Annotated in this window: 15 protein-coding genes; 10 read left to right on the forward strand and 5 right to left on the reverse strand. The window is 59.5% G+C overall.

Features of this window, described 5'->3' with window-relative positions:
- Nucleotides 1-46 precede the first annotated feature (46 nt).
- From J2X71_RS24465 to J2X71_RS24480, 4 genes are all read right to left on the reverse strand, one after another.
- Nucleotides 47-1,528 (reverse strand): lipopolysaccharide biosynthesis protein, encoded by a 1,482-nt coding sequence (locus J2X71_RS24465; RefSeq protein WP_310386064.1) that lies wholly within the window; start codon nucleotides 1,526-1,528, stop codon nucleotides 47-49.
- A 77-nt stretch (nucleotides 1,529-1,605) separates the two neighbouring features.
- On the reverse strand, nucleotides 1,606-2,850 hold the full coding sequence (locus tag J2X71_RS24470; protein WP_029868543.1) for a glycosyltransferase family 4 protein: 1,245 nt from the start codon (nucleotides 2,848-2,850) through the stop codon (nucleotides 1,606-1,608).
- Entirely contained in the window at nucleotides 2,847-4,238 is a 1,392-nt protein-coding gene (locus J2X71_RS24475; protein ID WP_029868542.1) for a glycosyltransferase family 4 protein, read from the reverse strand. Before J2X71_RS24475 ends, J2X71_RS24470 begins: the two co-directional genes overlap by 4 nt.
- Nucleotides 4,239-4,357: 119 nt before the next feature.
- The gene (locus J2X71_RS24480; RefSeq protein ID WP_007820756.1) at nucleotides 4,358-5,095 is read right to left on the reverse strand and encodes a Crp/Fnr family transcriptional regulator; all 738 of its coding nucleotides are present in this window, start codon (nucleotides 5,093-5,095) and stop codon (nucleotides 4,358-4,360) included.
- Nucleotides 5,096-5,567: 472 nt separating this feature from the next.
- Between J2X71_RS24480 and J2X71_RS24485 the strand changes: the two genes are divergently transcribed.
- From J2X71_RS24485 to J2X71_RS24510, 5 genes are all read left to right on the forward strand, one after another.
- The gene (locus J2X71_RS24485) at nucleotides 5,568-6,281 is read left to right on the forward strand and encodes a sugar transferase (RefSeq protein ID WP_310386067.1); all 714 of its coding nucleotides are present in this window, start codon (nucleotides 5,568-5,570) and stop codon (nucleotides 6,279-6,281) included.
- Nucleotides 6,282-6,370: 89 nt separating this feature from the next.
- Complete coding sequence (locus J2X71_RS24495; RefSeq protein ID WP_405049743.1) at nucleotides 6,371-8,122, forward strand: Wzz/FepE/Etk N-terminal domain-containing protein; 1,752 nt, start codon at nucleotides 6,371-6,373, stop codon at nucleotides 8,120-8,122.
- Nucleotides 8,119-9,069 carry a glycosyltransferase gene (locus J2X71_RS24500; RefSeq protein ID WP_029868590.1) on the forward strand — a complete coding sequence of 317 codons (951 nt, stop codon included), beginning with the start codon at nucleotides 8,119-8,121 and terminating at the stop codon, nucleotides 9,067-9,069. The genes J2X71_RS24495 and J2X71_RS24500 overlap by 4 nt, the downstream gene beginning before the upstream one ends.
- Before the next feature lie 8 nt (nucleotides 9,070-9,077).
- Nucleotides 9,078-10,445 (forward strand): polysaccharide biosynthesis/export family protein, encoded by a 1,368-nt coding sequence (locus tag J2X71_RS24505; RefSeq protein ID WP_405049744.1) that lies wholly within the window; start codon nucleotides 9,078-9,080, stop codon nucleotides 10,443-10,445.
- A gap of 133 nt (nucleotides 10,446-10,578) precedes the next feature.
- The gene (locus J2X71_RS24510; RefSeq protein WP_029868588.1) at nucleotides 10,579-12,030 is read left to right on the forward strand and encodes a hypothetical protein; all 1,452 of its coding nucleotides are present in this window, start codon (nucleotides 10,579-10,581) and stop codon (nucleotides 12,028-12,030) included.
- A gap of 29 nt (nucleotides 12,031-12,059) precedes the next feature.
- On the opposite strand, the gene J2X71_RS24515 is transcribed toward J2X71_RS24510, so the two are convergent.
- Entirely contained in the window at nucleotides 12,060-12,245 is a 186-nt protein-coding gene (locus J2X71_RS24515) for a hypothetical protein (protein ID WP_310386076.1), read from the reverse strand.
- On the opposite strand from J2X71_RS24515, the gene J2X71_RS24520 reads away from it, so the two are divergent.
- The 5 genes from J2X71_RS24520 (at nucleotide 12,237) to J2X71_RS24540 (ending at nucleotide 17,898) form a co-directional block, all read left to right on the forward strand.
- Nucleotides 12,237-12,647 carry a hypothetical protein gene (locus tag J2X71_RS24520; RefSeq protein ID WP_310386077.1) on the forward strand — a complete coding sequence of 137 codons (411 nt, stop codon included), beginning with the start codon at nucleotides 12,237-12,239 and terminating at the stop codon, nucleotides 12,645-12,647. The genes J2X71_RS24515 and J2X71_RS24520 overlap by 9 nt on opposite strands.
- Nucleotides 12,640-13,551 (forward strand): glycosyltransferase, encoded by a 912-nt coding sequence (locus tag J2X71_RS24525; RefSeq protein WP_310386079.1) that lies wholly within the window; start codon nucleotides 12,640-12,642, stop codon nucleotides 13,549-13,551. The genes J2X71_RS24520 and J2X71_RS24525 overlap by 8 nt, the downstream gene beginning before the upstream one ends.
- 69 nt (nucleotides 13,552-13,620) lie before the next feature.
- The gene (locus J2X71_RS24530; protein ID WP_310386081.1) at nucleotides 13,621-14,724 is read left to right on the forward strand and encodes a glycosyltransferase family 2 protein; all 1,104 of its coding nucleotides are present in this window, start codon (nucleotides 13,621-13,623) and stop codon (nucleotides 14,722-14,724) included.
- Nucleotides 14,725-14,880: 156 nt separating this feature from the next.
- Nucleotides 14,881-16,095 carry an alpha/beta hydrolase gene (locus tag J2X71_RS24535; protein ID WP_310386083.1) on the forward strand — a complete coding sequence of 405 codons (1,215 nt, stop codon included), beginning with the start codon at nucleotides 14,881-14,883 and terminating at the stop codon, nucleotides 16,093-16,095.
- A 186-nt stretch (nucleotides 16,096-16,281) separates the two neighbouring features.
- Nucleotides 16,282-17,898 carry an arylsulfatase gene (locus tag J2X71_RS24540; RefSeq protein WP_310386085.1) on the forward strand — a complete coding sequence of 539 codons (1,617 nt, stop codon included), beginning with the start codon at nucleotides 16,282-16,284 and terminating at the stop codon, nucleotides 17,896-17,898.
- Nucleotides 17,899-17,905: the final 7 nt, after the last annotated feature.

Here is a 17,905-nt window from a genome sequence, read left to right on the forward strand (position 1 = left end):
CTCCCTCCAGGAGATTTCGACCCCGTTGTAGGGTTTTGCGAGCCGATCATGAAACGACGACTCCGTTTCGCCAGGGCATGATCTTTCTGACGACGATGGCTTCCAGCCCGTCGGGCCGCCCTACGGCCTGCCACAAGAGCAGGGAGGAAACCCAGAAGATTGCAAGCGCCGCAACGCTGCAGAGACCGACGCCGATGACGAGTTCGATGCCGAGCGGCATGGCGATGAGAACAGGCTGAACCCAGAGCAGGAAACCGATCATCGGCAGGCAGGCCGCAAGCGGCCGGACAAACGCGTAGAGCTGCGCGCCAATCGAGGCACCGATCAGCCGCTGCGTGATGACAAGGCAGACGGCATAGGCGACGACAGCGGCGATGACGCGCGCTGCCAGCGCACCGTCAAGCCCGAACATCACGACGCCGAGCACGGTAACCGGTGCCCTCACTGCGAATTCAGCAAACATCCTGAGCGCCACATAGCGGGTCTTGTCGAGAACCATGACGAGCGGCGGCATGATGGTCGTCGGCAGACCGATCAGGCTGACGGCGCAGAGCCACTGCAGGATCGGCGCCGCAAAGGCCCACTTCTCGCCGACGACGATGCGCAGGATCGGTTCGGCCAGGAAAATGATGACGAACAGGATGGGAGCCGCCACGACCATGATTGCATTGGTGGCCTTCAAATAGGCGGTAATCTGCTTGCCTCGGTCGCTGACATTGGAAAAGGCGGCCATCAGCGGGCGCATCAGCGGACCGACGAATGTCTGATAGGGAATGCCGGCAAGATTATCCGCGACGCTGAAGGCACCGTAGGTGGAAAGGCTCGTAAAGCGCGGCAGCAGCAGCCGGTCCATCTGCCAGTTGAGTGAATTGAGAACCTGCGAAATCGTGTTCCAGCCGATCATGTCCTGGAAGTGCTTCCATTCCGAAAGGCTGAGCCTCGGCCGCATCGGCGCGAAGATATAGGAGACGATGGTCGACGCCGTCGGTCCGGCAACGGCGCCAATCGCCAGCCCCCAGTAACTGTCGGTCGCAAGCGCGACACCGACGCCGAAGATCAGGGTCGATCCCTTGGCGATGATGTCGAGCGCGAATTCGCGCCTGAAGTCGAAACGCTGCATGAAAAGCACCATGCGCGGGCTGATGACGCTACGCATCGCAGGCGCGATCGAAACCACGGCAACCAGCTGAAAAAGCCGCGGATCGTTGTAAATGAGAGCCATCGGCCAGGCGATGACGATCATCAACAGGCTGATCGCCGTTCCTCTTAGGAGGCTCAACGTAAAGGCCGTTGCAAACATCCGCTCAGTTGGCAAGGGAACACGCACCAACGCCTGGGTGAGCGGCAGATCGAGGATCGCCTCGACGATGACAAGAACCGACGTGGCAATGGCGACGATTCCGAAATCGGCCGGGCTCAAAAGTCTTGCAAGAATGAGCAGGCTCACGAAATCGAGCAGTCGTGCCAGGAATTTTCCGCTGATTGTCCAGATGCTTGCTGTCGCCGTTCTATGCGATACGCTTGACACGATCTATTCCTTGGCCATGAGCAACGAACCTCTTCTGGGGAGCGCTGGGTGCCGCCGCTCCGGGGTTTTTGTGCGTGTCAGCTTACTTTCCTCCTGACGGGGCTTGCGGCCTGATGGCCATGCTTGGCGAGTTGCTCATCGATGAGCGAGCCGAGGCGGTCGCGGAACACTGCTGCGGAGAATTTCAGGGCGTGGTTATGGATCGCCACCGGATCGAGCGTGTCCTCGACCGCTTCGAAGGCTGCCATCGTTTCCATCAGCGCTTCCGTACTCTGCTCGGCAAAGCGGAAGCCGACATGCGGTGCGCAGACAGTCTCGCGTGCGCCACCTGCATCGAAAGCCAGAACCGGCCGGCCGGACGCCATCGCTTCCACCGGCAGAATGCCGAAGTCTTCGATGCCGGGGAACAGCAGTGCGCGGCAGCGCGACAGATGATCGCGCAGAACCGGGAACGGCTGATGGCCGAGAAACTGCACCGTCGGTCCGGCGATTGACCTCAGATAGGCCTCCTGCTCGCCCTCACCGATCACGACCAGATTGCGGCCCATTTCCGTGCAGGCCTTCACGGCAATATCCGGCCGCTTATAGGCGGTGAGCTGGCCCGCATAGAGATAGAATTCGCCCTTGCCCTGCCCGATGGCGAAATCGTCGGTCGCGACCGGCGGATAGATAACGACGGCGTCACGGTCATAGAAGCGGCGGATACGGCCCGCGACATAGCTGGAATTCGCTACGAACGTATCGACGCGCGAGGCGGTCGTCACATCCCAGGCCCGCAGCATCGGAGCCGTGAGTGACATCATTGCCTTGCCGATCCATGAAACACCGCGCCGGTACACATGGAACTGATCCCAGATGTAGCGCATCGGCGAATGGCAGTAGCAGATGTGGAGTGCATCCGCCCGGGTGATGACACCCTTGGCGGGGCCGGATTCACTTGAAATGACAAGATCATAGTCCTGCAGGTCAAAGTGCTCGAGCGCGAAGGGCATGAGCGGCAGCATCTTCGTGTAATGGCGCGTAGAACGCGGGATCTTCTGCAGGAAGGACGTTTGGATGTTGCGGCTGTTCAGGAAATCGCTGGTACGCTCGGGATTATGCACCAGCGTGAAGATGTCTGCCTGAGGGAACATACGGCAGAGTTCTTCCACCACCTTTTCGCCACCGCGCATCGATACCAGCCAGTAGTGGACAATCGCGACGCGAGGCTGCTTCGCATCGACCCTGCTGCCGGCTTCGACGACCCGGCTTCTTGCCACGACGGGCGCGTCGCCCCGGAATGCCATTGCTTCGGGGAGAGAGCTTGCTGCTTTAACAGTCACCTGAACGCTCCTTGTACGATCGCCCCGCCCCTCGGCTCGGGCACTACATTCGTCGGAATCAGACTGCGGTATTGCGCGAGAAGGGCATCGCGCCATTCTTCGTGTGTTGTTGCCAGATTGGGCGATAGCCGGAAGGCGCGTTCGCTCATGAGGCGAACATCCTCCTTCGGCATTTTGCGGAAGGCCGTCAGCGTTGTGGCGAAGGCTTCCTCGTCCATCGTGTTGCAGGAGATCGCCATTCCGGCCCTCTCCATTTCCTCGGCAAGGAAAGCACCCTTGGTCATGATAACGGGAAGACCGCTGCGCGCCGCCTCGATCGCCACAAGGCCGAACGGCTCCGGATAGCGAGACGGCATGACAAGCGCGCTTGCGGTGCGGATGATCCGACCGATCTCCGCATGCGACTGCCAGCCCATGGCCCGGACATGATCGCCGGCCGCCACGACCTTCGGCATCAGCGGCCCGTCGCCGATCACGCAAAGCCTTGCACCGGCCCTGCGTGTAGCAGCAAGCGCGTCTTCGATGCCCTTTTCCTCGTCCAGCCGGCCGATGAAGACGAACTCATCATTGTCCTCGGCCATGACACGCTCGGCCGTCAGCGGCGCGATCGGATTGCGGATGGTGACGAGCCGTTCCGGCTGGTAGCCGGAGCCCACCAGGAACTCTGCCATCTTTTCGTGGAGCAGGATGATCCTGCTAAAGGCGGGACGGCTTCTCAGCGCGCGCAAGAGATTGGCGCCGCGGGCTGCACGCCAGAGCTTTTGCATATAGCTGCGCTTGTCGCAGGAGGTGGTGATGCAGCCTGCCCCGAGCGGACGACGCTGGCAGATCTCCTGCGCCTGATAATCGAAAAAGGCCCCATTGGGACAACCGGTAAAGAAATCATGGGCGTGAACGACGCATCGCTCCGCAACGGGTGTAAGCGCGTCGAAGACCGCCGGCGACAGGATCTGATGCCAGCCATGAACATGATAGGCTGTCCTGGGCGTATCATTGGCCCGCACCCAGGCGGAAATCATGCTGCCGGCTGCCGGATTATGAATGCCGGTCGCGAAGGCCTTGGCTCGGTTGGAACTCAGGAGGTCACGGCTATTCAGCTTGACGATTGAAACGCCGAGGGAAGCAAGCTCCTCGTTCGCTCCATCGTCGCCGCAGATATAGGTCACGGCAATGCCGAGTCCGCAGAAGAGCTTCGCCGACAGGACCGCAAGGGCGGTCGCCCCACCCCTCGCCGTCGAATAGTCGTCAATGACGACCACACGGTCGAGCACCGGGTGCGCCGCGATGCCGTCCCTCCATATTTTTGCGTAGCGTCCGGAAGCCGGCCACCGCAACGTCGAAACGGCAGGCCCATTCTCATCAGGACGCAGTTGGCCGATGTCGTTCATAGAAGCTCTCCGACGACAGACACAATGGATGCTTTTTGACGGCCAGGCCCCTAACCGTCCATGAGGGTGAAGTGGTCACGGACCGGCTGCGAACGGCAGCCGGATCGTGACGAAGTGCATTATTTTGCCGACGCCGCACCGTCGGCATAGGCTTCCAGCGCCTTGCGGTTGAGGATACGGATCCTGCCCTGGGCTCCGTCGATCACCTTGCATTCACGCAGGCGACGCAAGCACTGGTTGACTTTTTCACGAGAAGCCGGAAGCGTCGCCGCCAGATCGTTCTGGGAAATTATCAGCACGTCCCGGTTCGCCGGCGTATCCTTTCCGTAGACCGAAGATAGCCGCAGAAGCATTGCCGCCAGCCGCGACTGAAGGCTGGATCCGGCGTTCGAAATGATGCGGCGCTCCAGCTCGGAAACACGCGCAAGCGTTCTCGAAAAAACCTTCTCCTGGAACTGCGGATCGGTGGCGTACCTTTCCCGCAGCAGCCGGCCTTCGAAGAAGTATAGCTCGCAATCCGAACTGGCTCTATACTCCAGATTCAGTATTTGCTTACGTAATACTTCGAGCTCACCGATCAAACCGCCCCTCGGAATGATCTCGACAATGAACTCCCTGCCATCAGGCAGCATCGTACTGGCGCTGACTAGCCCGCGCTGTACGCGAGCGAACATGTCTACAAAGACTCCAGCGCCTGCAATAAGTTCGCCGCGACGAAAATTGCGTATAGTCGCGCGGCAGAACGGGAAGTCGTCGTCACTTGAGATGCGATTGTTCAAAGATGTATCCGGAACAACGCTAATAGCCGCATTGCCCACAGCGACCCTATAGTCTCTCGTTTGTGTAGCTCCGTCCATGCGCATAACTCCCCAACAAAACAGATTGGTCGTAGCTGATGCTGCACTGCATCATTTATATTGTCCTAACTTGAGAGTCAAATAACAATCGAAGATGACAAGAGCATCTCAAATAATAGTGACAATACCCCCAGTTATATAGATTATATTTTTTCTAGTATCCGTCGAATTCAGGAGAGGTATTAAGCCAAACTGCCTATTTTTGGGGCGGTCCCTATCAAAATTGTTCAAAAAATAGCTACAACGCCCGGCTTCATCTATTCAAGCCGTGCGCCTTAGACGACATGTAAGTTAAATTTTCGAATAAAATTAGGATGTAGAAATCCCCTGCCGCCGAATTCGTAGAGAACTCCGTAGCATTACAGTATTAGCATAAAGAATTTGCTAATCATTATGACCGCGGTCACAGACAAGCACATTGCGCTGCACCAAACTTCATAAGGTTCTAACCGGAAACTTTTGGAGTCGGTCGATGACTTGGGAAACACAGAGTATTGAAGTTCGTGAATCCTGGCCGAACGTTGACCAGTCCGCGCCGAATAACGATCGTCGCATAGTATCACGGCCTCATGTGGTCGGAAGGGCATCCAAGCGCGCGGTTGATATCGTCGTGGCAACCACCGCTCTGGTTCTGCTGTCACCTCTGATGCTGATCGTAGCACTCATCGTAAAGTTGAGCGATCCCGGGCCAGTCTTCTATTCGCATACGCGGATTGGATATGGGGGCGCCGCCTTCGGCTGTCTCAAGTTCCGCACCATGAAGACCGATGCCGCCACACAGCTCGCCGAGTTGCTGCGCGCCAATCCCTCAGCGCGGGCCGAGTGGGAAACGACGCGGAAGCTGAAGAACGATCCGCGCATCACCACTGTCGGTGAGATCCTGAGGAAGTCCAGCATCGATGAGCTCCCGCAGCTCATCAATATCTTGCGCGGCGAAATGAGCGTTGTAGGCCCGCGGCCGGTGACGGCTGAAGAACTCGCCCGCTACGGCGAGCATGTCACGAGCTATATGGCCGCAAGACCAGGCCTGACCGGACAGTGGCAGACCAGCGGCCGCAACGATGTCAGCTACGAATATCGCGTTGCGCTTGATGTCCAATATGTCCGCGACTGGTCGCTCGCGCGCGATTTCATCATCATCGCAAAGACCGTTCCCGCCCTGTTCTCGCAGCGCGGCTGCTACTAATCCAAGAACGACGTATGGCCCGACCCGGGCCATACGCACCTGCTGGATATCAACGAAGAAGACACTCTCGCCCTTTGGATCAGGACACTATGAACTCAAATCACGTCTTCAGCAGCGTCTCCCCGATATCTTTGCCGGCCACGGCCAGCGGTAGTTCGTCGCTGACGCTGCGGGACATGTCCTTTTTCGTCAGGATGCGTTGGCCTTGGATCGTGTCTACCATCCTGCTCTTCCTGGCACTTGCCGCTGCCTATCTCCTCATCGCCAAGCCGACCTACGTGGCCAGTACGCAGCTTATGGTCTTCCCGCAGGTGAACGGCTCGGACGCTCAACGCGCGTTCGCCGAAGACGCCTTCATCGATGCACAGCTTGAAATAGCGAAGTCCAGCGACGTGCTTGGTGGCGCCGCCAGCGCGCTGAACCTCGCCAACGATCCGGCCTTCTCCAATCAGTCCCTGTCCCTGCAGGACAAGGTCAAGGACTGGCTGACGGGCAACGCCACCAGCACCGCCCAGCCGGAGACGGCACGGGGTGATGCAACCTCGGGCAATGCCCAGCCAGCTGCGACGAGCCAGGAAACGCAGCGGACCGACCGGGCGATCGCACGGCTGCGCAATATTGTCGCGATGCGCCGCATCGGCCAATCGACGATCCTCGAAATATCCGCATCCGCATCCAGCCCGCAGACGGCGGTTGAGATCGCCGATGCGGTTGCCCAGCAATACATCCGCAAGAATGTCCAGATGAAGGCCGCTGCGGCCCAGCAGTACAGCGAATGGCTAGAACAGTTCGTCAATGAACAGCAGCGCGGACTTGCCGATGCCGCAAGTGCGCTTGCCACCTTCAAGGCGAACCCGCGCGACCAGTTCAAGCTTGCTGAGTTGCAGAGCGCGACCGACGCCCGCCGCACCCTCTTCGAAAACACCCTCACGCAGTACACCGAGGCCAAGCAGCGCATTTCCTATCCGGTCTCCGACGCCACCATCGTTTCGCGGGCCACCTCACCGCTCTCCAAGGCGCAGCCGAACAATTCGCTGATCCTCGCCTTCGCGCTGATCGTAGGCGCCGGTTCCGGCCTTGGCCTAGCCATGATCCGCCATGTCAGCGACCGGCGCATCATGCGCACCAACCAGCTCTCGCAGGCGGCCAGCCTGTCTTTCGTCACACCCCTTGGACGCGCAAAAAGGGCTGGCCGCGCGGCGGCCCTGCCTACTGCCAATGATAGCGGCACCGTCGCCTATCCAATGATCCCCGGAATGGCCGAACTTGGTGCGACTGTCACAGGCTTTCGCCGCAGACGGCGCGTGGTGATCGGCATCGTGGCCGTCAACCCGGGCGGAGGAGCATCCACCATCGCCTGCGAGCTTGCCGTGCTCTCGGCAATATCAGGTTCGCGTACCCTGCTGATCGATGCCGCGGCGACAAAATCTTCCCTGAGCAAGTCCATTGCGCCGAACAGTTCAGCCGGCCTGATCGACGTGCTCGACAATATCGAGGCAATCCGCACCGCCACCCTGTCACTGACACCGACGCTCAAGTTCCTGCCTCTTGGCAAGGTCCGCGCCGTGACGCCCGCCGTCCGTCTGAGCTCGCGCCGCACTCAGCTCAACTTCAGCGATCTGAAGAAGGAATTCGACGCCATATTCGTCGATATCTCCGCCTTCACCTCGTCGCCTGACGCCAATGCGATCGCTCCGGAGCTGGACGGCGTTCTCGTCGTAACCTCTTACGGCCGCACTTCGATTGACGAGACCGTTCGCGTCATCGACAGCATGCGCAATGTCGGCGCAGAAATTCTTGGCGCGATCATCAACAACACACCAGCGAGTGTTCAGACATGATGGCTCCGACCCCACAAGCACCGAAGCTGAAGATCGCCGTCGGCATTGCCTCGGCGGGCCGGCCCGCGACGCTTCTGGAGACGGTAACCTATATCGACAGCCTCCAGCCTCACCCGGAGCGCATCATCGTCTGCGTCCCCAACCTGGATGATGCTGCCGGGCTCACCGACCGAAAGGGCGTGGAATTGAAGGTCGGCCCTCGCGGCCTGACCTCCCAGCGCAACCGGATCATTGAAGCCGCAAGCGCTGACATGGACGTGCTGATCTTCCTCGACGACGACTTCATTCCCGCGCCCGGCTTTATTCCGCGCATGGCAGCCGTTTTCGCCGACAATCCGGATGTGGTCATCGCGACCGGAGACGTCCTCGCCGACGGCATTCTCGGCAAGGGGCTGACCCAGTCCGAAGCCATGCATGTCATCAAGACCGCAGGCGAAAGAGGCGAGCAGGTGACCGAAATCTATAACGCCTATGGATGCAACATGGCGGTTCGGCTGGCGCCAATTGTCGGCCACGGGCTCGCCTTCGACGAGGAGTTGCCACTCTACGGCTGGCTCGAAGATGTTGATTTCAGCCGATCCATCGCCCGCTACGGACGATCGGTGCATATTTCGGGCGCCTGCGGCGTCCATCTCGGCGTCAAGTCCGGACGCCAGCCCGGCAAGAGGCTCGGCTATTCGCAAGTCGCAAATCCCGTGCATCTGATGCGCAAGGGCACCATGTCCTTGACCCGTGCGCTGGCGCAGATCGGCCGCAATATCCTGGCGAACGCCCGGGGCACCCTGCTCAATGATCGCGCGGTCGACCGTCGTGGCCGGCTGAACGGCAATTTCCTGGCTTTGTCCGATCTGCTGATGGGACGTGCATCTCCCATGCGCATCCTCGAACTCAGCCAGTTCCCAAATCGCGAGATGCCTTCGCCATCCATCGCGGCAAAACGGAGGTAACAGACGCCATGTGGCCCATGTCTTTCCTTGATCGTCTTCCATTCGTTGGCCTTGCCGCCGTCTTTACCTGCGCGATGGGATGGAGTGCTGCCCACGCCGACAGCTACACGCTCGTCCCCGAAGACAAGATAAAGCTGCGGGTCGTGGAATGGCGTTCCACCGATTCCAAATATGCGAGCTGGGAAGCTCTCGATGGAACCTACAGCGTCGATGATGCGGGCAATCTTTCGATCCCGATCGCCGGTCAAATCAGGGCCTCCGGCCAGACGACCGAGCAGCTGTCGGATGCCATTTCAGACGCACTGGCCGACAAGGCCGACCTTCCCGGAAGGCCTTTCATCGCTGTCGAAATCGACCAGCACGCGCCGATCTTCGTCAACGGCAGCATCGAGCGGCCGGGACGCTATCCCTTCGAGGCCAATATGACCGTCATCAAGGCCGTCAGCATTGCAGGCGGCTACATGCGGTCGCGTGACGACAGCAGCTACTATCAGCGAGACCGAATCCAGTCGGCCGGCGACTATCGCTCAGCCCTCCTGAATCGCCGTGATCTCTTGATGCGTGCAGCCCGCCTGCGCGCCGAGATCGCCGGTCAGTCAGATTTCGACATTCCTGCCGAGATCGCAGGCGTCCCGGATATCGACAAGCTCAAGGCCGAGGAACTGAACCTGATGCGCCTGCGGGCTGTCGAGTCCAACAGCCAGATTGAGGCGGCAGACGATCTGAGCCGCCTCTATACGCAGGAAATCCAGTCATTGGAGGCCAAGATCGTCTCCCAGAAGCGACAGATCGACCTTGCGCAGCAGGAGCTGAACAACGTCAACAGCCTCGTCAGCAAGGGCCTGACCAGCAATACCCGCCAATATTCGGTGGACCGCGGCCTGGCTGAAACCCAGAGCGAACTGCTGGACCTCGAGATCGCGCTGACCAAGTCCCGCCAGGGACTGAACGAGAGCCAGCGTGAAAAGGCAACTATAATCAACAAGCGGAACGCCGAAAACCAGCAAGAGCTGAACACGCTCAGCCTCGCCATCAACAAGGCGGGCATCGACATGCAGGTGGCGCAACTGCTCGGTGATCAGGCCGGATATAGTGCCGAACTCGCCCGCATGGGTGCGGAATCGACGCTTCTCGGCACGACGAAGAAGAACTTCAAGATCATTCGCCGCAACGAGGACGGCAGCTACACCAATATCGTGGCAAATGAAAACACCGCTCTGTTGCCGCATGACATCATCGAGATCGGCGTCGAGGCAGCTGCCGATGCCTCATCTGCTGCATCGCAGCCCCAGCAGCCGGCCGCCGCCCTCATCCCTAATGTAGCCCGAAGCGATACGCCCCGTCCCAACTGGGTATCGCGGACGGGATCGAACTAGGAGACCACGGTAGGACTATGCCTGTTAGCGTCGGAATTCAGTTCATGTCTGCATTTGCCGTCTTTTTGCGCCGCACGCAGGGTGTGCGTGGCGTGACGGCAGAGAATCGTCGACGCTGTTCGGAGGTAGCGGCATGACCATTGAACCGATCGGCTTCCTCGTCTTCCTGCTCGGCCTGGCGCTCGTCTACTATGGATCCCGCTTTGCGATAACTGCCCTCTGCATCTCCACGCTGCTCGGTGCAGCCGCAGCCTTCCAGCTTCCCGCACTCGGCGGCAGCAGCATTCAGCCGAGCCATCTGCTGCTGCTCTTCGTCGCGATCGGTGTGCTGCTTCGTCCCCGCCAGAAACAGGCGGCCCTGACCAGCCTGGCCTATCCCGGCCCCGGCTTCTGGTTTGCGGCCTATGTTCTGTTTTCCGCCGTATCGGCCTTCTTCCTGCCCCGCATTTTCGCCGGCGCGACACTGGTTTATTCATCCGCACGTAGCAGTTCCGGCTTGATGTCGATCATGGCATCGCCGCTGGCGCCGGGTTCCTCCAATCTCACGCAGTCCGTCTACCTGCTCGGCGACCTCATCTGCTTCGCTGTCGTCTGCGGTTTTGCCCGGCTCGGGCACGGGCGCTTCATCGCCCGCCAGCTCATCGTCACGGCGCTCGTCTGCCTGGGTTTCGCCCTGCTCGATATCGCAACGTTCACGATAGGTCAGCCTGACCTGCTCGATTTCATGCGCAACGCCAACTATACGATGCACACAGCCGAGGTCATCGGCGGCTTCAAGCGCATCGTCGGTTCCTTCCCGGAGGCAAGTGCCTATGGTGCGGCGGCTCTGGTGTTTTTCAGCTTCACCCTCATCCTCTGGCTTGAGCGCTTCCCGAGCCGCTTCACCGGCTTTGCAACGGTATCGGTCGGCCTGACCGTGATCCTCTGCACCTCGACGACTGCCTATGTCGCCGGCCTCTTCATGATCGGTGTTGCGATCCTGTTTAGCCTCAAGCGGCTTTTGAGCGGCCAGGCCACACGTCCCTATGCGACCTTCCTTTTGATCACTCTGCTCATGGTGCCCTGCGTGATCATGGCTGTGGCCCTGATCCCGAGCGCGTGGAACGCCGTCGGCGATTTGGCGAACGTCACCCTGGCCAACAAGCTCGAATCGCAATCCGGCGAGGAGCGTACCGCCTGGAACACATTGGCGCTGGTCTCTTTCGTGGAAACAGCCACTTTCGGGGCAGGCCTCGGCACCGTGCGCGCATCGAGCTTCGCCGCCGCACTTCTGTCGAACGTCGGCCTCACCGGGACGGTCCTATTCGTGCTCTTCCTTTACAGCCTCCTGACGGCTGCTGCTCGCAGCAAACTGGCGAGCCGTGAAAACCGGGCGATTGGGATGGCTGCCGTTTTCGCTTCCGTCGCGCAGATTGCCTCGGCGACGATTTCCGGAAGCAGCACCGACCTCGGCCTGCTTTTCAGCATCACGGCCGGGCTTGCAAGCGGTTGCCTGACCGCCCCCTATGGGCAGCAGAACCGCATGACCCGCCTGCAGAGGACGCCGGCATCTCTGATGAGTACGCCGGTATTTCCATCACGATGATGTGCGGGGCAGAAAACATGTCGGTGATATCAGCCCTGCTGCTGCTTGCTCGGCACGGGCGCCGGGTCGACGATCGCACTCTCCTTGGACGGCTTGCGGCTGCGGCGCCAAAGCCCGGCCACGAAGACCCCTGCCACATAGCAGACCTGCATCAGCACGAGGATAGCGAGACCGTAAAGCGCGGCTTCAAGCAGCGAAGCGTTTTGATGAGCCACGATGCCGAAACCGAGGGCTACAACGATCGCGAATATCGCGAAGGCCCAGGCGCGAATGGCCGCTCCGGCTGCGAGCGAAATCAGTATCACAATGATCGTGCCGTTCAGCATTGCGATGCCTTATTCCTTTCTATCGTCCCACATGCGCCCCGTGCCGATCTTCACATTACAGGGCTTAATCCACAACACCCGGCTTTTGGTAGTGGAGCGATAGCAATGGTTAATTTTCTCACAATCCGCCGTGATCAAAACGCCGACGAGGCACGATTGGCTCCCGACCGGATGAGAAATTACTCGCCTGTGACAAGTACAAGGCAGCAACTCGACAAAGAGAAATTTTTTACAGACTCAATAAAGACACTTGCCGACGAAGAACGACGAGAAGGATTGTACCATGAGTAATCAGTGCGTGGCCTACGTTACGGATGTCGAATATTCCTTTCCGACTATTCTCTCGGCGCTGCAGGCCCGAAAATTTGCAAATTCCGAGACGGATGTCTGTGTTCTTATGTCGGAACATCTGGACAATTTTGAGGAGCTGAAGAGCCTTCTGGCGTTGAGCGGTGTCAAGCTGATGGATGCGACAGAAGCACTGCACCAATCCCTCGGCAAGCTCGATGGTTCGCATTTCATGGGCCGTATCAGCGTCAGCACCATGGCCAAGCTCGTACTCGCCGAGATTCTGCCTGACAATTACACCCAGATCATCTATCTGGATGGCGACACGCAGATCGTCAGCAGCCTTGCCGATCTCGAAAATGCCTTCGTGCCGCCCGGAAAGTTCTTCGCAGCCCGCGATTACACCTCTATCAATGGCTTGCTGCAAAACGGCAAGGACAGCAGTTACTTCAATGCCGGCGTTCTGAAATTCCACCGCGACGGCTGGATCGGGCCGGAAGCGCTGCAACTCTTTGCCACGAACCCGGAAGCCTGCGACGGCAAGCATGATCAGGGCGCGTTGAACTATGTTTGTGGCTCCTCGCTCATCCTGGTGTCGAACCGGTGGAACTTCCCCAAGCAGTTCCTGCATCTGGTGGACATGTCCTCGCTCGCCATCGTCCACTACATGGCGCACCCCAAGCCCTGGCACGGCACGTTCTTCCCGTGGAGCGATACCGAAAGCCAAGTCTATATCGATCTGCGCAAGACACACCCAGCCTATAACGCGCTCTACCGGGGCATCAGCTTCGACCGCAAGGTAGTCTACAAATATCGTTCGATGCGCGAGCGCGTGATGCATGCCCTTCAGAATGAGATGCCCAATCCGCGCGTCCAGACCCTGCTCGCCGGCGACTATGTCGTCTGACGAAAAGTCGGCCCGATCCCTGCAGGCAGAGCCGGTCTTTAAAGCCGGCACCAGTGTTCAGGAGCAGAAATGAGTGCTTTGACGATCAGCATCTCGCACTACGCCAAGGCCCGGCTGCGCCGTTCGCTGAAGGCTGGCCAGGTCGGTTATGCCGGGCTGCGCGATAGCCTGAAGCAGGCACGCCACGTGCTGATCTGCGTGATCCGCGACGAAGGACACCGGATGGAGTTCTTCCTGCAATATTATCGCGATCTCGGTGTCGAGCACTTCATCTGCATCGACAACGGTTCGAGCGACGGCACGGCCGAGCTCCTGTCCGGCATGCAGGATGTTTCGCTGTTGTCAGCCACCGGTTCCTACAAGGCAGCGCGCTTCGGCAATGACTGGATCAACGCGGTCATGAACCGCCATTGCCAGGAAAAATGGGTTCTCTATGTCGATGCGGATGAGTTTCTCGTCTATCCGCATTGCGATACGTGTTCGATCAGCCAGCTGACCACCTACATGGAATCCGTCGGTGCCCGCTCGCTCCGTTCGGTCATGATCGACATGTACAGCCGCAATCCGGTCAGCGAAAACATCTGCGAGCCCGGCCGCAATCCGCTCGAGGTCTGCAGCCTCTTCGACCGATCAGGCTATGAATCGCATTTCGACAGGAACAGCCGCACTATTTGGATCAAGGGCGGTGTACGCGGTCGTGTCTATTTTCGCGGCCGCATCTGGGATGGCCCAGCGCTCAACAAGATCCCGCTGATCTACGTATCCGGTGAACGCCTCTATCTCAAATCCTCGCACCAGGTCTGGCCGCTCGCCCTGAACCTTGGCGAAATGCGCGGCGCTGTCGGAATCACAAGCGCCCTCCTGCACTTCAAGTTCCTGTCGAGCTTTCTCAACAAGGTCGCCGATCCCGCCAACCGCTCGGAGCATACTGCCGAGTACACGATGTACTCTTCCCCCGAAGACGCTCGCAACTTCGTCCACACAGGCACCAGCACCTATCACCACTGGAAGGATCTCTCCGACAGCGGTCTTATACAGGGCGAAGGTTGGCAACTCTGGCGCAGCGCGTCCGACAGCGACCTGCGGCAGCAGAGTCTGCTTTCACAGGAAAAAGCAGGTATCCCGGCACAGGGAGGCGCAGTCATCGTGGGCGAAGCGCAAGCTTCCCGTTGAATTCGTACATTTAGATGGCGCATCGGCCGGCCTTCACTTCGGGTCGCTGCCGAGGCTGCTCAAACATTCGTATTAACACCCGCATTTACGGTAACTTACTTCCATCCGCGCTGTAGCGTGGCCTAGAGTGCCGGACTGTTGAACCAGGAAGTGATCATGCTGCGACGCATTCTCCTTGCCGGATTTTCCGTGCTGGCAAGCTGCGGCCATCCGACCGGGGTGATGACCCCTGTCGCCCTCACGGCCAATACTCCGAAAACCTCGCAGGTCGAGATGCTGGTGGCGACCACTCGTCAGCCTTCCGCAAATCCTGCGACGCTTTTCAATGGGGAACGCAGTCCGAAGCCCTACCTGACGGATATCGCAATTTCCATTCCGCCGAAGCGCGCGGCTGGCACCGTACAGTGGCCCGAAAAGCTGCCGCCAAACCCGGCGACCGATTTCGCCGTCACGCGGGTCGAGCAGCTCGAGACGCGGGCGGAAGGGCGAGCGTGGTTCCAACAGCATCTCGTTGATGGCCACGCACTCGTTTTCATACACGGGTTCAACAATACCTATGAGGATTCCGTCTTCCGCCTCGCCCAGATCGTCCACGACAGCGGCATGAAGGCGACGCCGGTCCTTTTCACCTGGCCTTCGCGTGCAAAGCTGACGGCCTATGAATACGACAAGGAAAGCACGAACTATTCGCGCACGGCACTCGAACAGGCGCTGCGAATCCTCGCGCAGGATCCGAGCGTCAAGGATATCACTATTCTTGCCCATTCCATGGGAACCTGGCTCGCCATGGAATCTCTGCGCCAGATGGGCATCCGTGACGGGCATGTGAACACCAAGATCCGCGATGTCATTCTTGCCTCGCCCGATATCGATATACAGGTTTTCGCCAAGCAGTTCGTGGAGATGGGTACGCCCCATCCGAAATTCACGATCTTCGTTTCGCAGGACGATCGGGCTTTGGCAGTTTCGAGCTTAATCACCGGAAAAGTATCCCGGCTGGGCGCCATCGACCCGTCCAAGGAACCCTATCGCAGCAGGCTGGAGGAGGCCGGCATTGCGGCCATCGATCTGACAAAGGTCGACACCGGTGACAAGCTCAATCACGGCAAATTTGCCGAAAGCCCCGAAATCGTCCAGCTGATCGGCCAGCGGCTGATGACTGGCCAGCCCCTGACGGACTCCAACATCACCCTCGGCGAGGGCGTTGCCGCCGTCGTAGGAGGCACGGTGCAAACAGTGGGTAAGGTCGCCGGCACGGCAGTCGCAGCACCGCTGACGATCATCGGACAGCCTCTGCCGGCCGCTGCAAAACCAGTCGAAGTCGAAGATACACTTCGCGCCGACCCGCAATCGAAGCCGCTGACGCAGTAACGAGCGCGATTTACGTGGGCGGTTACGTCTCGCAACACCGGCATTTACGGTAACGTACTTCCGCAAACGACCTCAAAGTAGAAGTCTCTCCCGATCGAATGGCGACGATCCAGTTCCGGCGGGGTCATCCCTGCCCGACACCAAGGAGAGCGGAATGTTGAACGACCTTGCGAAGGGGAGGACGTGATGGCCACGACACTCTCCGGGAGACTTCTTTCGGCAACGGCAGCTGTCGCAATGAGCCTCGCCGCTGCACCCTTCGTTTCGATGGCCTACGCTCAGGAGGCGGCTCCTGCCGCAACGGCGACGCCCGACAAGCCGAATATACTCGTCATCTTCGGTGATGACGTCGGCCAGACGAATATCAGCGCCTATTCCTTCGGCGTCATGGGCTACCGCACGCCCAACATCGATCGCATCGCCAAGGAAGGCCTGATGTTCACGGATTATTATGCCGAGAACAGCTGCACGGCGGGCCGCTCCACGTTCATAACCGGCCAGGTCTGTCTGCGCACCGGTCTCTGCAAGGTCGGCATTCCCGGCGCAACCGTCGGCCTGCAGCCGCGTGACATCACCATTGCCCAGGCCCTCAAACCGCTCGGTTATTCGACGGGCCAGTTTGGCAAGAACCACCTTGGCGACCGCGACGAATTCCTGCCGACCAAGCATGGTTTCGATGAGTTCTACGGCAACCTCTATCACCTGAATGCCGAAGAGGAGCCGGAACGTCCCTATTATCCGAAAGACGATGAGGAGTTCGTTCGCACCAGCTCACCGCGCGGCGTGCTGAAGGCAACGGCAGACGGAAAGATCGAGGATACCGGTGCGCTTAACACCAAGCGCATGGAAACCATCGACGATGAGACGACGGCCGCGGCGATCGATTTCATGGACAGGCAGGCGAAGGCGGGCAAACCCTTCTTCACCTGGATGAACACGACCCGCATGCATGCCTTCACGCACGTGCGTGCGTCGATGCAGGGCCAGAGCGGCATGCCCGGCAACGAATATGCCGATGGCATGATCGAGCATGACGGCGACGTCGGCAAGCTCTTGAAAGCCCTCGATGATCTCGGCATCGCCGACAATACGATCGTGGTCTATACGACTGACAACGGGCCTAACCAATGGTCCTGGCCGGATGCCGCTACCACGGCGTTCCGAAGCGAGAAGGATACCAACTGGGAAGGCGCGTTCCGCGTTCCCGCCCTGGTGCGCTGGCCGGGCCATATCAAGGCCGGCGAGGTCTCCAACCAGATGATATCAGGACTCGACTGGTTCCCGACGCTGCTTGCCGCGGCCGGCGACCCAGACATCAAGGACAAGCTGGTAAAAGGCACGACGATCGGCGGCAACCAATTCAAGGTCCATCTCGACGGCTATAACCAGCTTCCCTATCTCACGGACCAGCAAGAGAAATCGAACCGTCAAGACTTCTACTACTTCAACGACGACGGACAGCTCGTCGCCTATCGCTACAACAACTGGAAGATCGTCTTCTGCGAACAGCGGGAGCCGGGTGGCTTCGTGGTATGGGCCAATCCCTTCGTATGCCTGCGCGCACCGAAGGTCTTCAATCTGCGGATGGACCCGTACGAGCGAGCCGATGTCGTCTCCGACCAGTATTACGACTGGCTGGCGAAGAATGCTTATCTCATCCAGTACGGCGTCTGGCGTGTTGCGCCATTCCTCCAGACCTTCCGCGAATTCCCGCCAAGCCAACGTTCGGCGAGCTTCAGCGTCGACCAGATGGTTGAGGCGCTGATGCGATCGCTCGAGCAGAGCCCAGCTGGCGCCCAATAGCATCGCC

The sequence above is a fragment of the Rhizobium sp. 1399 genome (genome assembly GCF_031455475.1).
In the GTDB taxonomy this organism is placed as follows: Bacteria; Pseudomonadota; Alphaproteobacteria; order Rhizobiales; family Rhizobiaceae; genus Rhizobium.